Below are 16,654 nucleotides of genomic sequence, written 5' to 3' on the forward strand. Positions count from 1 at the left end.
TTAAGTGTTAAAAAGCATTATCTATTCGTTAAACTTGTGTTTTGCGAATAGTTCTATTTGTAAGCTGTGATGCTCTTCTATGTAATTCCTCATTTATCGGTTCCTCCTATAAATCCTCAAGTTAATTCTGTTTCTTCATCTTCGCAATCAACAACCCTGAATCTATATTTGCTATATTTGCATGCGTCTGCATTTCCGTCAATTGCCGCTTGCATTTTTTCAAAGTCAATTGGCTCTCTAATCACATTTTAAAAGCTACTACAAATGCACGCCGCAGGAATACCGGCTGAAAAATTAAATAAATGCATCAAACCAGCCGCTCAACTACAACCGGATAAATCTTCGTTGTAATGAGCGGCTGATTCGTTTTTATGACTCTGCTTCCGCCTGCGGACGCAGTTTGGCCAATACCTTTTCCACATCAAAGAAATGAACCACGATCAGCATAATGACCAGGATGACCGCTGGAATGACCGAATACAGCAAGCGGATCGAAAGGATCGCACTATCCGTCTGCACACTTGCCGAGCTGATAAAGCCAAACAGTGCCATAAATCCACCAACCAGCAGTGAGGCCACACCGCTTCCGACCTTATTCGCAAAACTAGCAATTGCCGTCGGTGTTCCCTCCACACGTTTACCAGTCTTAATCTCTCCATAGTCGATACACTGCAGGATAAAGTAATGGTTCATCATAGTCAACGTTTGTGAACCGACCGAAATCACCAGTGTTGTGACTACGATCACCATCAGATTGGATGGGAAGAAGAAGCGGATAACCGCTGCTATCAAAGCTACCGCCAGCCCGAACTTGACAAATGAAATAGAACCGATCGTCCGGATTGCCACCGGGAAGAGCAGGAAGAAGAACGGTGACAACAGGCTGAGCATACCAATGACTGACATCAATCCCAGATTTCCAAAAATATAGGTAAAATAGTATGTTCCTACAATCGAAAGTGTATTCGTAAGCAAGAATGACAATAGTACCAATAAGGAGAACATAAAAATATACTTATTCTTCGCTACCAGCTTCAGTCCTTCAACAAATCCCACCTTATTCTTATCTTCGCTTTCCTGATCAATCGGGATCTCTTTTACAAAAAGGAAACGGCAGATTCCGATCAGCAGCATCGGCACCCCATAGATCAGTGCGATCTTCGACCAGCCCCCCGGCTGCGTGCCCAGATTCGCCATCAGCTGCGGCAGCAAAATACTGGATACAGCGCTGAACAGCATCACGATTACGCCGCCAATTGACAGGATCTTCGCCCGCTTGGCATCTTCTTTCACCGCCCGGCCAAGGAAAACGGTTTCACAGGACTGCAGAAAAGTAGCACAGACAGAGTTGATCAGGACATATGTAACAAATATGTAGATCATCTTTCCGGTGGTTCCGATATCCGGCGTACTGTAAAATGCAATGATCAGCAGCCACAAGGGAATGATAAATAATTCATAAGGCCTTGCTTTCCCCAGTTTTGTATTGGTTTTATCGATGATAAAACCGGCAATCAGGTCGGTTACCCCATCAAATAGCTTCGCTGCCATAAACAATGCTCCAACTGCCGCTGAACCGATCCCCAGGATCTCGGTTGAATAATAGGTCACCTGCATCATCAGCACCACACTGATCGCCATCGAAACGGAACGTGAGTTCCAGGCTAACATCAGTTTTGTCGGCACTTTATTCGCCTTTTTCTTACCTTCAGATTTCATTTTGCTTCCTCCTTCTCATCCTCTCATTGATTCCACGACTTGGTTAATTGATAAAAACTGTCTTTGGGCTTTCTCGTTTGTGTCGCCCTGTCCACGCTGATCAAACCAAAATTCCGGCTGTATCCCAGCTGCCACTCAAAATTATCCATCAGTGACCAGTGCAGATAGCCGATTACCGGTATTTCATCCTGAAGGCAACGTTTGACTCCACCAAGTACTTCTTCGATAAATGCGACCCGTTCCGTATCATCAAGTGTTGCGATTCCATTCTCGGTAATCAGAATCGGAATTTTAAGCTCACTGTGTACCCTGCGAATCACATGCTCAAGTGCCTGCGGATAGAACTCATACTCCATCTGGGTCCGCTTGGCATGCTCCGGTGCCGGCAGCTCACCCTCAGCATTGACCAGCGTTCTGGTGTAGTTCTGCAGTCCGAAAAAATCATCCTTTTGCAGATACGGAAGATAATGGGTAAATTCCTCCGCCCAGTGCTGCCTGGCAACCTCTTCCCCGCCTTCGACCGGCTGGATGTCATGCAATGAAAGGGTAATACCGATGGCCAGATGCGGGCATTTTGCTTTCATCGCATCCCGGGCCGCTTCATGAGCCTGCATGATCAAAAGATCGCCCGCTTCCGTACATGGATCCAGGAAGGTATTCACCGCTGCCACACCACCAAAAGCCGCACAAGCCTCTCTTCGTCCCACCATAAACTGTTCCGGCAGCTCCAGATTCACACCGATCTGCAGATTGATGCCCATATTCTTAGCAAAGGTCCGCATGACCGAAGTCATTTGCAGGCGCATGTTCGCTTCATTTATGGTACAGATATATTTCATCTGATCCCCCAGCTGCGCCGCGACATAAGCGCAGTAATCCCGAAAATATGCAACCACCTTTTCCGACTCCCAGCCCCCTTCTTTGATCAGCCACTGAGGTGAAGAAAAATGGTGCATGGTAACAACCGGTGTAATTCCATTGGCCTGGCAGCACGCCAGAACCTCACGGTAATGGTTGATTTCCGCTTCACAGTATCTTCCCTTCTCCGGTTCGACCCTAGCCCATTCGATGGAGAAACGGTAAGCATTCAGGCCGGCTGCTTTCATCAGCTTAATATCCTCTTCATAACGATGATAGTGATCTACCGCATCACCGGAGCGTTCCTTGAATGAACTGTGCTCCAATTGTTCCATTACCCAGAAATCACTCTGGACATTATTTCCCTCCACCTGATAGGCTGCTGTTGATGCCCCCAGCATAAACTGTTTCATTCCTTCCATAATATCCTGCCTCCTTTTTTCACTTAGCTACATCTGATTTCCAGCTCTTCTTCAAACCCTTTACCCGTCACTTTTAAAGTTATTTTTCCAGGTTCCATCGGTGCCCGCAGACAGATCAGCCCCTGCCCTTTCCAGAGTTTTCGTTTCCCGGTACCATAGTTTTCATCGGTACAGGGATTTCCTGAACCAAATCCCGCCAGGTTGCCGCCTTCCACATCCGCTGTCACCTCCAGGTCATCGGTCGGAACGATCTCACCTTCACCGTCGACCAGGCAGACCTTAACGAAACACAGATCCATACCATCTGCCCGGATCTCCTTTCGGTCCGGTATCAATCGGATTCCTTTCGGTTCACCCGCGGTAATGAGTGTATCTTCGGCGGTTATTCTTCCCTCTTTGTGCGCAATCACTTTGAGTGTCCCCGGCTGATAAGGTAACGTAAACTCCGCTTTAAAACGTGTCACCGGAGCGGTTCCCACCACCTCATCATTTAAAATGAATTCAACCGTATCACAGTCCGCATAACATTCTACATCGATATCTTTCCCGATGTAGGCTTCCGGCCAGGTCCAGCTTTTCCAGACATCACTCCACTGCCATCCCAACCCCTGAGACTTTCTCCCGGTATACTGCGGCGGCTTGGCAAAAAGATGAATGCCATCGTCTTTCTGCCACATCACCTTCCGGTAATAGCTTTGGGGCCTGCGATTGCCATCCAGATCAAAATCTCCCTGATAACAGCTGAGCCACGGCCAGGCTCCCAGCATCCCGCTCGCCATATCCTGCACGCTCCGCAGGACCCGGCCAGCACCGGCTTCGCCCAGATTATCGTATGCCGTCCAGATAAAATCACCGATTACATTGCTGTTTTCCATCATCGCCTGATAATAATCATACGTATTATTGGCATGTGTTTCACTGGCGCAGATGATTCGGTCCGGATATTTTTTTGCATCGGCTGTGTATCGTTTGGGCAGATAATTGTAACCAACGATATCCAACATAGCCGCACAGTCTTCTGAGATTTCGCCCCAGACGTCTTCGCCGTTTACAAACCCATCGCCCATATTATTGGTCGCGATGTTTTCGATCATTTTTTCAAATACAGCCGGATCAGCCATCCGCTTCATAACCTCTTCACTGCCGCCTTTTTCTGAATCATTCTTTTGGCTGGCTGCTGCAAACGGCATGCGGGGCGGCTTATCCTTCTCACGCTTTGTTTTGATCATGCTGTGGAAGGCTGCCATGACCGGTCGGTCCGGATCCAGGCTCCGTACGAAGTCTGCCTGCATCCCGGCCAGCTCCACGCCTTTACTCATGCCGCCGGCTTCCACCAGTTCATTGCCAACCGACCAGCAGAATACCGATGGATGATTGCGGTCACGCCGTACCATCGCTTCAGTATCCCGCTGCCACCACTCATCAAAGTACAGATGGTAATCCTGATCGTTCTTCCCGACCCGCCAACAGTCAAAGGTTTCGTCGATCACATACATCCCCAGCCGGTCGCAGGCATTCAGCAGGGCTTCGGAAGGCGGATTATGCGAACACCGGACCGCATTATATCCGGCGGTTTTAAGCAGTTCAATCTTACGTTCTTCCGCCCGCGGAAAGGCCGCTGCACCCAGCAGCGTATTATCATGGTGAATGCATCCGCCCAACAATTTTACCGGCTGACCGTTTACGCGCATACCGTTCTTTGCATCGATCTCGATCTTACGGATTCCCACCGGCAGCTCGCTGTGGTCGGTGCCGAGATTTGTCTGCAATTCCAGTTCCAGATGATACAAATGCGGAGACTCGGCTGACCAAAGCACAGGTCCCACCACTTCGATATCCGATTCCATTTTTCGTGTACTGCCGGCGGCCACCTTCACCGGTAATGAGGCTTTTGTCTCTCCCACCCTGATCTGTAAAGTTCCCTGAGCATCCTTTTCTGATTCATTTGTCACTACCGCTTCTATATGTATCACCGCATGGGAATCACGCACTTTGGCGGTTGTCACCGCAATATCCCACGGCCGGATATGACATGCCTCACCGATCCATAAACTGACTTCCCGGTATAATCCGCCGCCGGAATACCAGCGTGAATTCGGCTGAATGCACCTCGTGACCACTTCCAGCTCATTTTTTTCACCCGGAATGATTGCGTCCTTCAAGTCAAGCTGCCATGGTGTATATCCATATGGGTGCACACCCAAGGCTTCCCCATTCATTGTCACTTCCGCATTCATGTATGCACCGTCAATATCCAGCACCACCGTCTTATCGCTCCACTCGGCCGGTGCCTCAAAGCATTTTGTATAAACCGCGCGGCCGCCCGGAAAATATCCTGTGGAAGCTCCGCCAACTGCTTCTGCCGTCCTTGGTTGGTTAATAATAAAATCATCGGGGAGATCCACCTTGACTCTGGGATTATCATTCCCCAGCCAAAATTCTTTTGATTGTCCGATTGCCCGTTCCCAGCCCAGACTAAATGGGATTTTGATCATCTCTATTTCCTCCTTCACTTGTATCTTGTATCATTTTCATTACCTTCCAGCTGCAACTTCCCACTGTTGTGGTTGATACACCTGTTCATTCATGATAAAATATCTATAACTCTTAACATGATTTTAATGATTTCTACGGTCCTCTTCAATGTTTCTTCCGTAGTTCAAAAAATTAAGCTGTATTATTTCCGTATATCTTAGGAGGTCAAAAATGTCTGTTGATTACAAAATAGAATTAAAAAAACTCGTTTCAGCCTTACAAGTAGAAGCCAAATCGCATCATAAAAACCGTGATTTTCTCCAACTCCTGCCCTTTAATCCCGAAAAACAGGAATCATATGACCTTTATACGATGAACTCGCCTTTCAGCCTGACCATCATTGACTATACGCCCGACGCACCTTATCTCTTCGCCTTTATAGGGGCAGAAACGGCCTTCTCCATTGCGGTTGACACCAGGCAGTTAAGCCGCCTGCATAAACACGACTACTTCGAACTATTTTATATTTTAGATGGGCATTTGGATATTATGATTGAGGGGAGCCATCATCGGTATGAGAGCGGAGAGGCTTGTCTGATCAACTGCAATGCCCGCCATGTGGAAGAGTACCGCAGCGCCTTTCTGGCGGTCTACCTCAATTTCTCCCCCCAATACCTGTCTGCTCTGACCAAGCATCTATTTTTGGATACACAAAAAGACGGCCTTCCCTGGTTTCTCAGCCAAAATATTCAGGCTGATCAGAAAGACCGTAAAGATTATATTGATTTTACTCCGATGCCCGCACCGGATGAGGGTATTTCAAATGGCATGGAGCAGCTTATCTATCGGATTGTAAGCGAATCCAAAGGCAAGGCCCCCGGTTATGAAGATATTGTTTCCGGCAGCCTGAAACGACTTCTATTTCATTTGCAGTCGCCGATTGAGTATACCCACTCCTATGTCCGGCTGAAAGCGATTCGGGAGCAAAATTTGTTTGAGGATACCGTCACTTACATCAATCTTCAAAAGAGAAAGGTCAGCAGAAGTGAATTGGCTGATGCCCTGAACTATAATGGCGATTACATCAGCCAGATCTTCTATAAGCAGACCGGGCAGACCCTCGCTGATTATATCCGGAATGTCTGCCTGCGGGAAGCTGCAAGCCTGTTGTTAAATACTGATCTGAGCGCTTCTGCGATCATTCACCGGCTCGGCTTTGAAAACCGCACTGCTTTTTATCGTCAGTTTAAGAAGAAATATCAGGTGACATTAGATGAATACCGCCATAATTATCGTAACTTTTAGCTGTTTTGGATACTAATTTTTACGGCAATTTCAAATCCTTTCAAATATATTTCACGGACCGTACGCTCACTTACATGTGTGTTTGTATGCATCCGGTTATTTTCCTTTTGATAGACATACACCTGCTTATCAATCTCTTTCGCCGAGACCGGAATCCTGACTGCTGCGTCCTTCTCCTGCGCCTCTTCCTGATAACTATAAGGCACAATGCCCTCTGACTTCAGCTCCCGCAAGTCTTCCTGAAGGGGCAGTAAGTCTTTGGCAGCCACGGTAACTGCTTCTTCATCCAGCCTTATTGCCGCTGCAATGCTGGTATCCCGTGAATGACTTCCCACCCGAATAAAATATTCCTCAGCTTCCAGAATGTACATGGAACGTTCAGAATCGTAAGAAGCCATTGTCTTTAGCGGATATGTAATCTGCAGCTCCTCACTTTGCCCCGGGGCAAGCACGCCGTTCTTTCCGTATGCCGCCAGTTCCTGGTAAGGTTTCTCCAGCATTCTTTTGGGGGCGGAATAATAGACCTGTACAACCTCGCGACCTGCAATTTCTTCCCGACGTTTGTGACTTTTACCGTTACCGAAACATTCTGTGCAGATGCCGTAACCTTTTCCACAGCAAGTTCAAACTCTGTATAAGAAAATGACTATGGCTTACCTTTCCATATCCAAACGGATAGGCCGGAGTAACATTAAATGTGTCAAATACCGGTACCCCACATAGATTCCTTCCCGGTAGAACTCATCATCTAAAAAACTATATGACTCCGCCCCGGATAGTCTCGGTATTGTTTGGCCCATGTAGTTGTCAGGTGACCTCTCGGTGACACCTTTCCGGTCAATACGTCCGCCAGTGCATATCCTCCGATACTTCCGGACTGACTCATCAGAAGCACTGCCCCGATCCCCGGCTGCTGTCTTAGATACTTCGTATCGATTACTCCGCAGACATTTAGAATGACAATGACATTCTCATAGCTGGCGGTCTTTTCCCTCTCCGGCATTACGGGCAATCACATAAATGGCAATATCTGTTTCTGCCCTTTGAATGTCCTCATCACGGATCTTCGGAATCATCGGCTCATGAAAGGGGGAATTGAATAGCTGCATGACTCTTCGAATTCATCACTACAATGAAAATCCTGGCTTATATGCCGTCCTACAAAGCAGTCGCTGCCTCTTTCAGCTGCCTAAAGCCAACAAAAAGGGGCTCCAGTATCTGGAGCCCCCTCATGTTTCGTTACATTTGTGATAATTCTTATTTCTTCATTTTTGTTAATTTGAATATTTTTTCCAATTAAAGGATGCTTCAAATACTTTACACGCTTTTTCTGTTCTTTGGCGTATTTAATCTCAGATTTAGTTGATTCACTAATATATCCACCAACATTAATTACATAAATTTCATCTGCCATATCAATTTTTCTTTTATGCATATCGTCAAGCATGACTTTTGTCTGAGTCAATGTATTTTCATCCATACCTTCCCAGACCTCTTCATCTCCTGAATGTCCAAATAAACCAACAGATATAACAATATATCCTTGTAATGTTAAAAGTTTTTGCGTTTCCATAAACTCTTTTTGAATATTGTGCTTCCACATAATGTAATTACTTTATATTTTCCTACCATAAATATTCTCCCATCTAAATTTCAGTTTAATTGTGTAATATTACGTAAGCTTACACAGTTTTAAGCAGGTATTCATCCAGGGCCTTCCGGATTACCCAGGAGAGCGGATGCTCTACTTTCTGACAATAATCACACAGCCGTTTGTACTGCTCAGGCTCCATACTCACATCTTTACGGACACACTTCTTTCCTTCATCAATTTTCGATCTTGCCATACTGCCATCCCCTTTCTATACGTAATATTACACAATATTTTCAAAATTTCAGTTTAGCCATACAACGCACAAAAAAAACCATCAAATATTGATGGTTGACTAACTTATTTTTTAGGAAGTATTAAAACAATTATTGTTAGAATACCTAAAAGCATAAAAAAAGTAAATGAAGCATATGCTACGAAATAATTTAATTTTGTTTTATATCTTTTTTCTCTTATTATTTCTTTACGATACTTTTTGTCTAACATACTATTAATTTTGAATAATGTATTTCCTATTTTTTCATATCTCTTACATGCAGATAATAATATATAAAGAAATACACAATCCATTATAATACCTACAACAGGAAAAATAATGAGAGGTACATAATTTTCACAATATTCTTTATATAAAAACGGAATTAAAATGGTGGTCAATGTAACTACAAACATTTTCGTTACAATATTCCATATAGATGAATCTCTATACTCCCATTCACTTTCATATGCCATGTATAATGATATCAACTCACCATTTTTTAATTCTTTCATATGTACCTCCATGCATATTTTTATCATCATTATAAGCTTTAAACCATCAATATTCAATTATCAAGGATCTATATTTCGCTATTAGTTCAATAAAATTTTCACTAATTCATCAAATTTAATCTGTCTGGGTAAATCCTCATTTAAAAAAACAAAAGCCGAAAATGCAGCCCACGAAATACAGGAGAAATGACAGGCACCAGGCATCCCTGTTTACATGGGCTTCAGGTTTTTATTCAGCCGTTCAACCATCCAGGCCAGTCTTTTTTCACGGCCGGCATCTGTTTTGGCATCCAGCCAGGCACGTGTATAGGTCTTTTTAACAGAAGGAGGCATTGCCATAAAATTCGTATGGGCGGGTTCAAATTTTGAAAGAAGGCCGGAAACTAAGGCTATTTGCTCCTCGGTAATCTCCGGCGGCTTCCTGGCATTCCATTGCCCGTTTTCCCTGGCCTGCGCAATTTTTATCCTGCCATAATCTGTCATAATGCCCTGGGCTTCAAGTTTTTGGACCAGAGCCTTATTCTTTTCTGACCACTTGCTGTTTGCCCTGCGTGTGGAAAAATATTTTTTATAACTCTTATCGTCAATTTTCTGCATCTGACCGTCAATCCAGCCAAAGCAAAGTGCTTCTTCAAGTGCCTCGCCGGCCGTCAGCGTTTCAGGGCCGCCCGCTTTGCCAAACAGCAGCCATATGCCGCTGGCTGTCTGACAGTTTTCCTCCAGCCAGGCCCTGAATTCTGTTCTGTTGGTAAATTGCATTATATTGTCGTCCATGGTATCTCCTTTTCCGGATCTGATTTTTCTGGAACTGATTTAAAATGATAGATTTTCTTGCGGTAATCCCGGGGAGAACAGCCCTTCAGCCTGTGAAAAACTTTGGAAAAATAGTTGGAATCCGCAAAACCTGAATGGAGGGCAATTTCCGTGAGACTCTCCTCTCCTGCCAGAATGTCAGGGAGGCTCTGTTCAATTCTGTACTTCAGTAAATAGTCAAACAGAGATTCCTTCATATATCGTTTGAAAATACGGCAGCATTCACTTTTGCACAGGTGCACATGCCGGGCGATATCCTCCAGCTCCAGCTTCTGCTGGTAATTTTCCTGGATGAAGGTAATCATTCTGCGGATTCTTTCATAATTTTTTTCATCCCTTCCGTTACTGTTACAGGCTTTGTCCAGACAGCAGTGCTCCAGCATCAGTCTCCAGATGTGAAGCAACTCCTCCTGCAGGCGCAGTTCATATAATGGCTTCTTTTCTTCATATACGGCGGTAATATGCCGGAGGCCTTCTATTACCGCCCCATGCCAGCTCTCTTCGCTGTTAAAGCTTTCTTTGCCATAATAATTTTCTTTGCCGTGAAAAAAATCTTTGCCGTGAAAATGCAGAAAAGCCAGGCCGGAATTATGGATCAGAGGTTCCACATACTTTTCCTGGAGCAGGCTGCCTTCATAGCCATAGAGCAGCCTGGGAGAAAAGGTAATGGAAATGTAGCGGCAGTCTCCTTCATCCGCTCTGTGCGCCGAATGGAGCGTTCCTGAATTGCCGAACAGGGCGTCTCCTTCATTCAGGCTGATGCTGCTGTCATTTATCTGATAAATCATGCATCCGTCCGTTACCAGCGTAAATTCAATTTCCGTATGCCAGTGCCAGAGAAAAGAGCCTGTCTCATAGCGGGAAAGTCTTTCCCTGCTGACCAGGAAAGGAAATCGATAGCTTCCGTGCTCCTTTAATTCCCGGCCGGAGGGGTTGGTGATTATCTGTGTTTTTTCTTCCTGCCTGTCCATCTGCTCTCCTGTCCGTGCAAGGAACTGATCCTTCTGCAATCCGCCCTCATTCCCTGCTTACAACCTTCTTATAAGAAGGATAGCATTATCAGACTGGCAATGCAATTACTATTTTACCTTCTGAGCAATATATTCCTTATAATGCGCAGAATTTTTAAGGAGTACATAACTAAAACCGCTATAATAATAACTGTAAAGGGCGCCCGGATAAAAACGGAAAGGAAAGAAAAAAATGTGTAAATCAAAGGAAAGCCTAAAGGAAATGCTCTATGCTGTTTATGGCGAAGAAACCCGGAGCCTTGCCCGCTTCACCGTGCTTGAACGGCAGCTGAAAACAGAATTTAATGCGGAGGGAGCCGAATATTTTACTGCTCCGGGAAGAACGGAAATAATAGGGAACCATACGGATCATAATGGAGGCAAGGTGCTTGCGGCCAGTATTGGGATGGATACCATTGCCGCTGCCTGGCCGAATCATTCCGAATGTGTCATTGTGCGAAGCCAGGGCTTTTCACAGCCCTTTGTTTTAGATTTGGAACATCTGGATGCAGTACCGGAGGGGGACGGAACCCTTTCCCTGCTGGCGGGTATTTTCCGGGGGTGCCGTACCCTTGGTTTTAAGGTAGAAGGCTTTTATGCCTGTATTTCCACCGAGGTGATCAGCGCGGCCGGCGTCAGCTCTTCCGCTTCCTTTGAAATGCTGATTTGCGCTATTATCAATCATTTCTTCAATGAAGGCCGTATGTCCTGCCTTGACTATGCAAAAATCGGGCAGTATGCGGAGCATCATTACTGGAAAAAGCAGTCCGGGCTGATGGATCAGCTGACTTGTGCGGTGGGCGGAGCGGTCTTCCTTGATTTTTCAGATAAGGAGAATCCGGTGGTGGAAAAACTCACTCTCCCGCTGGAACAGGAGGGCTATCAAATCATCCTGGTAAATACCGGAAAAGGCCACGGAAACCTGAGCCGGGAATACTCAGAAATCCCTTCGGAGATGAAAAAGGCAGCTTCCTGTCTAGGAAAACAGCAGCTGTCTGATACCAGCCTGGAATCGCTCCTGATAGAAGCGCCGGCTATCCGGCAAACCTGCGGTGACCGCAGCCTGCTGCGAGCCATCCATTTTTTTGAAGAAAACAGACGGGTTGACGACGCCAGGGAAGCGCTTGGTCAAAGCAATATTCCCGTTTTCCTTTCTCTTGTCAGCCAGTCAGGCAATTCTTCCTGGAAATATCTTCAGAATTGCTGTGTCCCTTCTGAGCCGGCAGAGCAAAGCGTGAGCGTAATGCTCGCTCTTACAGAGCTGTTTCTGGCCAAAATCGGAAAAGGGGCCTGCCGGGTACATGGAGGAGGCTTTGCCGGTGTCATCATGTGCATCCTTCCCCGGGAAGCTGCCGATGTATACAGGGAATATATTTCCGCTTATGCGGGATGTGACAATGTTTTTCCCATCACAATCCGCAGTCAGGGCGCAATTCATCTGGGGTAAAATAATATGCCGGCGCAGGAAATGCCAGACAACCAGCCGGTACTTATATATGCGGATGCTTTTTCCTGCGCCGGGCATACTTTTTTATATTCCCTGTTCTTCAAAGCATGTTTTCAAATAAAGCGCATCCTCCATGGTATTGTCCCAGGCATATTTTTTCAAATCCACTCTGTTATCCTTTACCGGGACACCTTCCTTTTCCAATAGAAGCCGCTGCATATCCGGTGTATCGAAGGCAGGGGAACCGGAAAGAATCCCCTGGGAATTAACAATGCGGTGCGCCGGAAGATCACCGGCAAGCCCTCTGTTCAGGGCGTAGCCTACCTGTCTGGAATTGCGCGGCCGGCCGCATAAAAGCGCCAGCTGCCCATAGGTAGCCACTTTCCCACAGGGAATCTGTGAACCAACCAGCGCCAGTCTTTTATAAAAATCCATCCTTATCCCTCCCATAACCTCGGCCATTTTCCTGTTTTTCAACCTGATTATATAATGAGGGCCGGCCTGCGTCAATGTACACCTGATAAACCAAATGCCCCTTGACCTTCCCCCGCAGAGGAGGCGTTATGCTGTATTCAGCAACCAAAATCAAGACGGCTGATCTGGAAATAAATGCCGGTATTCATTACAGAAAGCGGGAACAGGAATGAAAAAAACAGTGGATAATTTTCAGCCTGCAGGCGGCATGCACTGCATCACCAACGCAATGAAACAAATCTTTAATTTCTATGGGCATCCCTTATCGGAGGAAATGCTGTTCGGGCTTGGTGAAGGCCTTGACTTTGCATACATAAATATGGCCCATTCGCCGATGGTATCGGGGCGTTCGAAAATAATGGAATTTGAGGGGATATTATCAAAACGCCTTGGGGTGGGGATGAAATTCAGGAAAGGACGCGATAACAACAAGAGCTTTGAAGCGGCCAGGAAAATGATTGATGGCAACCAGCCGGTACTTATATATGCGGATATGCCATATCTTCCGTATATGTCCTTGGATCCGGACAGCCATTTCGGCGGCCATGCTGTTGTATTGTTCGGCTATGATGACGAACAGGGCTGCTTTTACGTCAGTGATCGTGATAACCCGGACTTCCCGGTCAGGACTCCCGGGGGAATGATTGCTGAAAATTATCATATGGTGAGCTATGAACAGATGGAACTGGCCCGTTCCAGTGCCTTCCGGCCTTTTCCTGCGAATAATAAGTATATCATGTTTGATTTCAGTAATTTTAAAAATGCGGATAATGCAGGAATTCGTCAGGCTATCATGGCAGTGTGTGATAAAATGTTAAATCCCCAGGCCAGGCTGAAGGGAATCTGCGGTATTGAAAAATTTGGGAAGGAAATTATAAAATGGGGTTCCTTCGATGTGGCAAAGCTGCGGACGGCGGCAATAACCAACTATTTTCAGATAAGTGCGGATGGGGGGACCGGCGGCGGGATTTTCAGAAAAATGTACGGCGGATTTTTGCTTGAGGCGGCAGAACTGCTTGATAACAGCCATATCCGGACGATTGGCTCACGCTTCTTTGAAATTGCAGAGGAGTGGGATATTGTGGCAGATGAACTGTGGGAGGTGTCTGAAGATGGGCATAGCAGTCTCCTGCTCCATATATCTGAAGAAATCAGGGCGCTGCATGACGCGGAATATGATTTATACAGCCAGCTGACGAAGCTTTGAACACGCACAGAAAAAGACGCGGTTTTCAATAGATAACGCGAAAATACAACAGACTTTTTCTCAGCGCATGGGCTCCCAACAGATAAAGCATGGCGCAGGCGGTGCTGAAGCTGAACAGGACATATAACAGACCGGGCTTTTTACTTTTCATGAATTTTCTCCAATGTGGAATGCTGGGGTGAATTTTATCTGAGATTAGTATTCCCCTGATAAAGAATTGCATGTCAGTCTGCCGGATCCTAATTTTGTCATTTTGTATGAAGTTAACATAAATATATTATGTTAACTTCATATCCTTATAAGATTGTATTAAGGTTACATAAATAAATTATGTTAACTATATCGCTGTTTTAAATTGAATAAAGCTGCTCAGGCATTTTTTTTAAGTATTCTCTGTATGCCGGCAGCATCTGTCAGGTTCACTGTCTCAAAAATCCCATTGTAAAAAATGCCCCAGTTATTAAATACACAGGGCAGGTCCTTTGCTTTCCGGAGTGAGTCCACCCGGATGAAAGAAACAGGGATATGATTTGTTTCACAGTAATCTCCTATCCTTTCGATATACTGCGGTATAAATGGGCATTGCATATCATAAAAGATTGTCAGCTCTTTATTTTCGATGCTGGAGCTTTTGGCTCTGGGAGTGAATTCCGGCATGGTTCCATCAAAGGAAAGGGCAAGCAGTTCATATCCGTTTTCGGTGGTGTCAGCCACCTTAAAGCCATATTTTTTCGCAAACGCCTGATCGGAAAGCCAGCCCTTTTGTTTTTTGGCCCCCAGCATACAAATGCCGGATTTTCCCTTTTCCCTGGCATCTGCAATACAATATTCCATCAGGGCTTTCCCATACCCTTTCCCTTTGCAGCTGCCGGATACCCACAGGCAATACAGGTAATAATAATTGTCACCGATAATGGGTACCCAGGCAGTTTCAAGAGGGGCATATTCAATAAAAACCGTGGCCTTTTCATTCAATTTTCTGAATACATGGCCCTCCGCCAGCCGATCCGAAAGCCATTGCCGTTTTGCCTCCACCCCCTGGTGCGGCTTTTTACTGCGGATGATACAGCATAAATGCTCGTTGGCAAGGTTTTCCGGTGTTAAATTTACAAAATCCATATTCATGTAATGCTCCTCCTGTTTCACTGTTTGTCAATATTTTATCATAAACCGGTAAGCCCGTCTATCGAGGCGGATCCATAATTGTAGTGGTTCCATAATCCAAGTAATTTCATGCTCCAAGTGGTCCCGTACAGGCTGTCTGGCAGGATAAAGGCGGCGTCTTCGGCTGCTGAAAAAGGGACCGCCTGCAAGCATCAGATGAACGCTGCAGGCGGCCCCTTTCCCGGATATGGTGCGAGGGTTAAAGCTTAAATTTGCTCTTATCCTTCATTTCTTTATCAAATTCAGGATTGAAATAATAAAAGTTTTTGGGATCCAGTTTATCCTTTGTTTTTTCCAGCGCTTCACCGAATCTCTGGAAATGGACGATTTCCCTGGTACGCAGGAATTTCAGAGGTTCCCTGACTTCCGGATCGGTAATCATGCGCAGCAGGTTGTCATAAACGGTCCTGGCCTTCTGTTCTGCCGCCAGGTCTTCTGTAAGGTCCGCAATGGCATCGCCCTTGGACTGAAACTCAAGTGCTGTAAAGGGGACGCCTGCGGCGGCCTGGGGCCAAAGGGCCGCGGTGTGATCGATATAATATGCGTCAAAGCCGGCTTCCTGTGCCTGCTCTACAGTCAGGTGCTTCGTCAGCTGGTAAACCATGGCGCAGATGATTTCCATATGCGCAAGCTCTTCTGTACCAATATCTGTAAGAAGGCCGCCCACTTCCTTTACCGGCATGGAATAACGCTGCGCCAGGTAACGCATGGAGGCGGACAGCTCACCGTCCGGCCCTCCGTACTGGCTGATGATCAGCTGTGCTGTTTTCGGACAGGTTTTGGTAATTTTTACGGGGTACTGCAGTCTTTTTTCATATGCCCACATTTATACACACGCTCCTTCCCAGGGGGCCGGACCGTCTGTCCAGCTGAATTTTTTCATTTCCTTGCCGCAAAGGACCATGGCTGCTTCGGAAAGCGGGTAAAATTTCTGCGCGAATTCTTTTGTCAGCTGCACTTTACGGTTGGAATATTCCTCAAACATGCGGAGGGCTTCCTCATCTTCTTCGTGGGTATCCAGATACAGTGTCAGGTCATTTACCACAAAGCCGGCTTCGTCAATTTTGGAAAGCAGCTGTTCTCTTTCCTCCTGTTGCGTACTTTTTTCTTCAGCGCCGTTGTCAAACCCCTGGCCCGCGGGGATTTCCTCTGTGTCGTCAGCCATAAAAAATGGCAGGTTCAGCTCCGGGAAAATGGTTCCTTTTCTCAATGCCGCCGCAGGTTCATAGACTGATTTCCACTTCTGGCAGGGAATGCTTGCAATAGCAAGCTGGTTACCGTTTTTATCCATTGTAAAACTCCTTTCTGTTGCATAAAATGACATGGAGTTCGTAGCTTCATGCCGCCGGAATCTGTATTTTTTTTAAGTAAAAAAGG

General features: G+C 46.0%; 18 protein-coding genes. 3 read left to right on the forward strand and 15 right to left on the reverse strand.

Going from position 1 to position 16,654, the window contains the following annotated elements; translation table 11 throughout:
- Positions 1-369: 369 nt before the first annotated feature.
- From DXC51_RS02760 to DXC51_RS02770, 3 genes are read right to left on the reverse strand one after another with little or no spacing between them, the layout of a single operon-like run.
- Complete coding sequence (locus DXC51_RS02760) at positions 370-1,719, reverse strand: MFS transporter (RefSeq protein ID WP_117543640.1); 1,350 nt, start codon at positions 1,717-1,719, stop codon at positions 370-372.
- 23 nt (positions 1,720-1,742) lie between these two features.
- Complete coding sequence (locus DXC51_RS02765; RefSeq protein WP_021639165.1) at positions 1,743-2,999, reverse strand: glycoside hydrolase family 1 protein; 1,257 nt, start codon at positions 2,997-2,999, stop codon at positions 1,743-1,745.
- Between the two features lie 23 nt (positions 3,000-3,022).
- A complete protein-coding gene (locus tag DXC51_RS02770) occupies positions 3,023-5,494 on the reverse strand; it encodes a glycoside hydrolase family 2 TIM barrel-domain containing protein (RefSeq protein WP_117543642.1) in 2,472 nt (823 codons plus the stop codon).
- Positions 5,495-5,705: 211 nt separating this feature from the next.
- Here DXC51_RS02770 and DXC51_RS02775 point away from each other — a divergent pair, with 211 nt between their 5' ends.
- Positions 5,706-6,779, forward strand: coding sequence for a helix-turn-helix domain-containing protein (locus DXC51_RS02775; protein WP_117543644.1), 1,074 nt, complete (start codon positions 5,706-5,708; stop codon positions 6,777-6,779).
- Here the strand turns inward: DXC51_RS02775 and DXC51_RS02780 are convergent.
- The 7 genes from DXC51_RS02780 to DXC51_RS02805 form a co-directional block, all read right to left on the reverse strand.
- The gene (locus DXC51_RS02780) at positions 6,776-7,378 is read right to left on the reverse strand and encodes a fibronectin type III-like domain-contianing protein (protein WP_320919948.1); all 603 of its coding nucleotides are present in this window, start codon (positions 7,376-7,378) and stop codon (positions 6,776-6,778) included. The genes DXC51_RS02775 and DXC51_RS02780 overlap by 4 nt on opposite strands.
- Positions 7,379-7,527: 149 nt before the next feature.
- Positions 7,528-7,782: a glycoside hydrolase family 3 C-terminal domain-containing protein gene (locus DXC51_RS30710; protein WP_021639170.1), complete on the reverse strand. Its 255-nt coding sequence runs from the start codon at positions 7,780-7,782 to the stop codon at positions 7,528-7,530.
- 186 nt (positions 7,783-7,968) lie between these two features.
- Positions 7,969-8,352 (reverse strand): hypothetical protein, encoded by a 384-nt coding sequence (locus DXC51_RS02790; protein WP_243003111.1) that lies wholly within the window; start codon positions 8,350-8,352, stop codon positions 7,969-7,971.
- 109 nt (positions 8,353-8,461) lie between these two features.
- Entirely contained in the window at positions 8,462-8,626 is a 165-nt protein-coding gene (locus DXC51_RS29420; RefSeq protein WP_181970017.1) for a hypothetical protein, read from the reverse strand.
- Between the two features lie 104 nt (positions 8,627-8,730).
- Positions 8,731-9,162, reverse strand: a complete 432-nt coding sequence (locus DXC51_RS02795) for a hypothetical protein (protein WP_117543646.1) — start codon at positions 9,160-9,162, stop codon at positions 8,731-8,733.
- Between the two features lie 210 nt (positions 9,163-9,372).
- On the reverse strand, positions 9,373-9,936 hold the full coding sequence (locus DXC51_RS02800) for a YdeI/OmpD-associated family protein (RefSeq protein ID WP_117530941.1): 564 nt from the start codon (positions 9,934-9,936) through the stop codon (positions 9,373-9,375).
- The gene (locus DXC51_RS02805; protein WP_243003112.1) at positions 9,921-10,985 is read right to left on the reverse strand and encodes an AraC family transcriptional regulator; all 1,065 of its coding nucleotides are present in this window, start codon (positions 10,983-10,985) and stop codon (positions 9,921-9,923) included. The genes DXC51_RS02800 and DXC51_RS02805 overlap by 16 nt, the downstream gene beginning before the upstream one ends.
- A gap of 193 nt (positions 10,986-11,178) precedes the next feature.
- Here DXC51_RS02805 and DXC51_RS02810 point away from each other — a divergent pair, with 193 nt between their 5' ends.
- Positions 11,179-12,432: a galactokinase gene (locus DXC51_RS02810; protein ID WP_117530939.1), complete on the forward strand. Its 1,254-nt coding sequence runs from the start codon at positions 11,179-11,181 to the stop codon at positions 12,430-12,432.
- 84 nt (positions 12,433-12,516) lie between these two features.
- On the opposite strand, the gene DXC51_RS02815 is transcribed toward DXC51_RS02810, so the two are convergent.
- Positions 12,517-12,867 (reverse strand): MGMT family protein, encoded by a 351-nt coding sequence (locus tag DXC51_RS02815; RefSeq protein ID WP_025489910.1) that lies wholly within the window; start codon positions 12,865-12,867, stop codon positions 12,517-12,519.
- 208 nt (positions 12,868-13,075) lie between these two features.
- Here DXC51_RS02815 and DXC51_RS02820 point away from each other — a divergent pair, with 208 nt between their 5' ends.
- Entirely contained in the window at positions 13,076-14,113 is a 1,038-nt protein-coding gene (locus DXC51_RS02820) for a BtrH N-terminal domain-containing protein (RefSeq protein ID WP_025489909.1), read from the forward strand.
- A 25-nt stretch (positions 14,114-14,138) separates the two neighbouring features.
- Here the strand turns inward: DXC51_RS02820 and DXC51_RS30235 are convergent, their stop codons facing one another.
- The 4 genes from DXC51_RS30235 to DXC51_RS02835 all read right to left on the reverse strand — a co-directional run bounded on the left by DXC51_RS30235 (position 14,139) and on the right by DXC51_RS02835 (position 16,568).
- Positions 14,139-14,264 carry a hypothetical protein gene (locus tag DXC51_RS30235; RefSeq protein WP_268890904.1) on the reverse strand — a complete coding sequence of 42 codons (126 nt, stop codon included), beginning with the start codon at positions 14,262-14,264 and terminating at the stop codon, positions 14,139-14,141.
- A gap of 218 nt (positions 14,265-14,482) precedes the next feature.
- Entirely contained in the window at positions 14,483-15,238 is a 756-nt protein-coding gene (locus DXC51_RS02825; protein ID WP_025489908.1) for a GNAT family N-acetyltransferase, read from the reverse strand.
- Positions 15,239-15,476: 238 nt separating this feature from the next.
- The gene (locus DXC51_RS02830) at positions 15,477-16,103 is read right to left on the reverse strand and encodes a manganese catalase family protein (protein WP_021639184.1); all 627 of its coding nucleotides are present in this window, start codon (positions 16,101-16,103) and stop codon (positions 15,477-15,479) included.
- Complete coding sequence (locus DXC51_RS02835; protein WP_021639185.1) at positions 16,104-16,568, reverse strand: spore coat protein CotJB; 465 nt, start codon at positions 16,566-16,568, stop codon at positions 16,104-16,106.
- Positions 16,569-16,654 lie beyond the last annotated feature (86 nt).

Source organism: Eisenbergiella massiliensis (genome assembly GCF_003435485.1).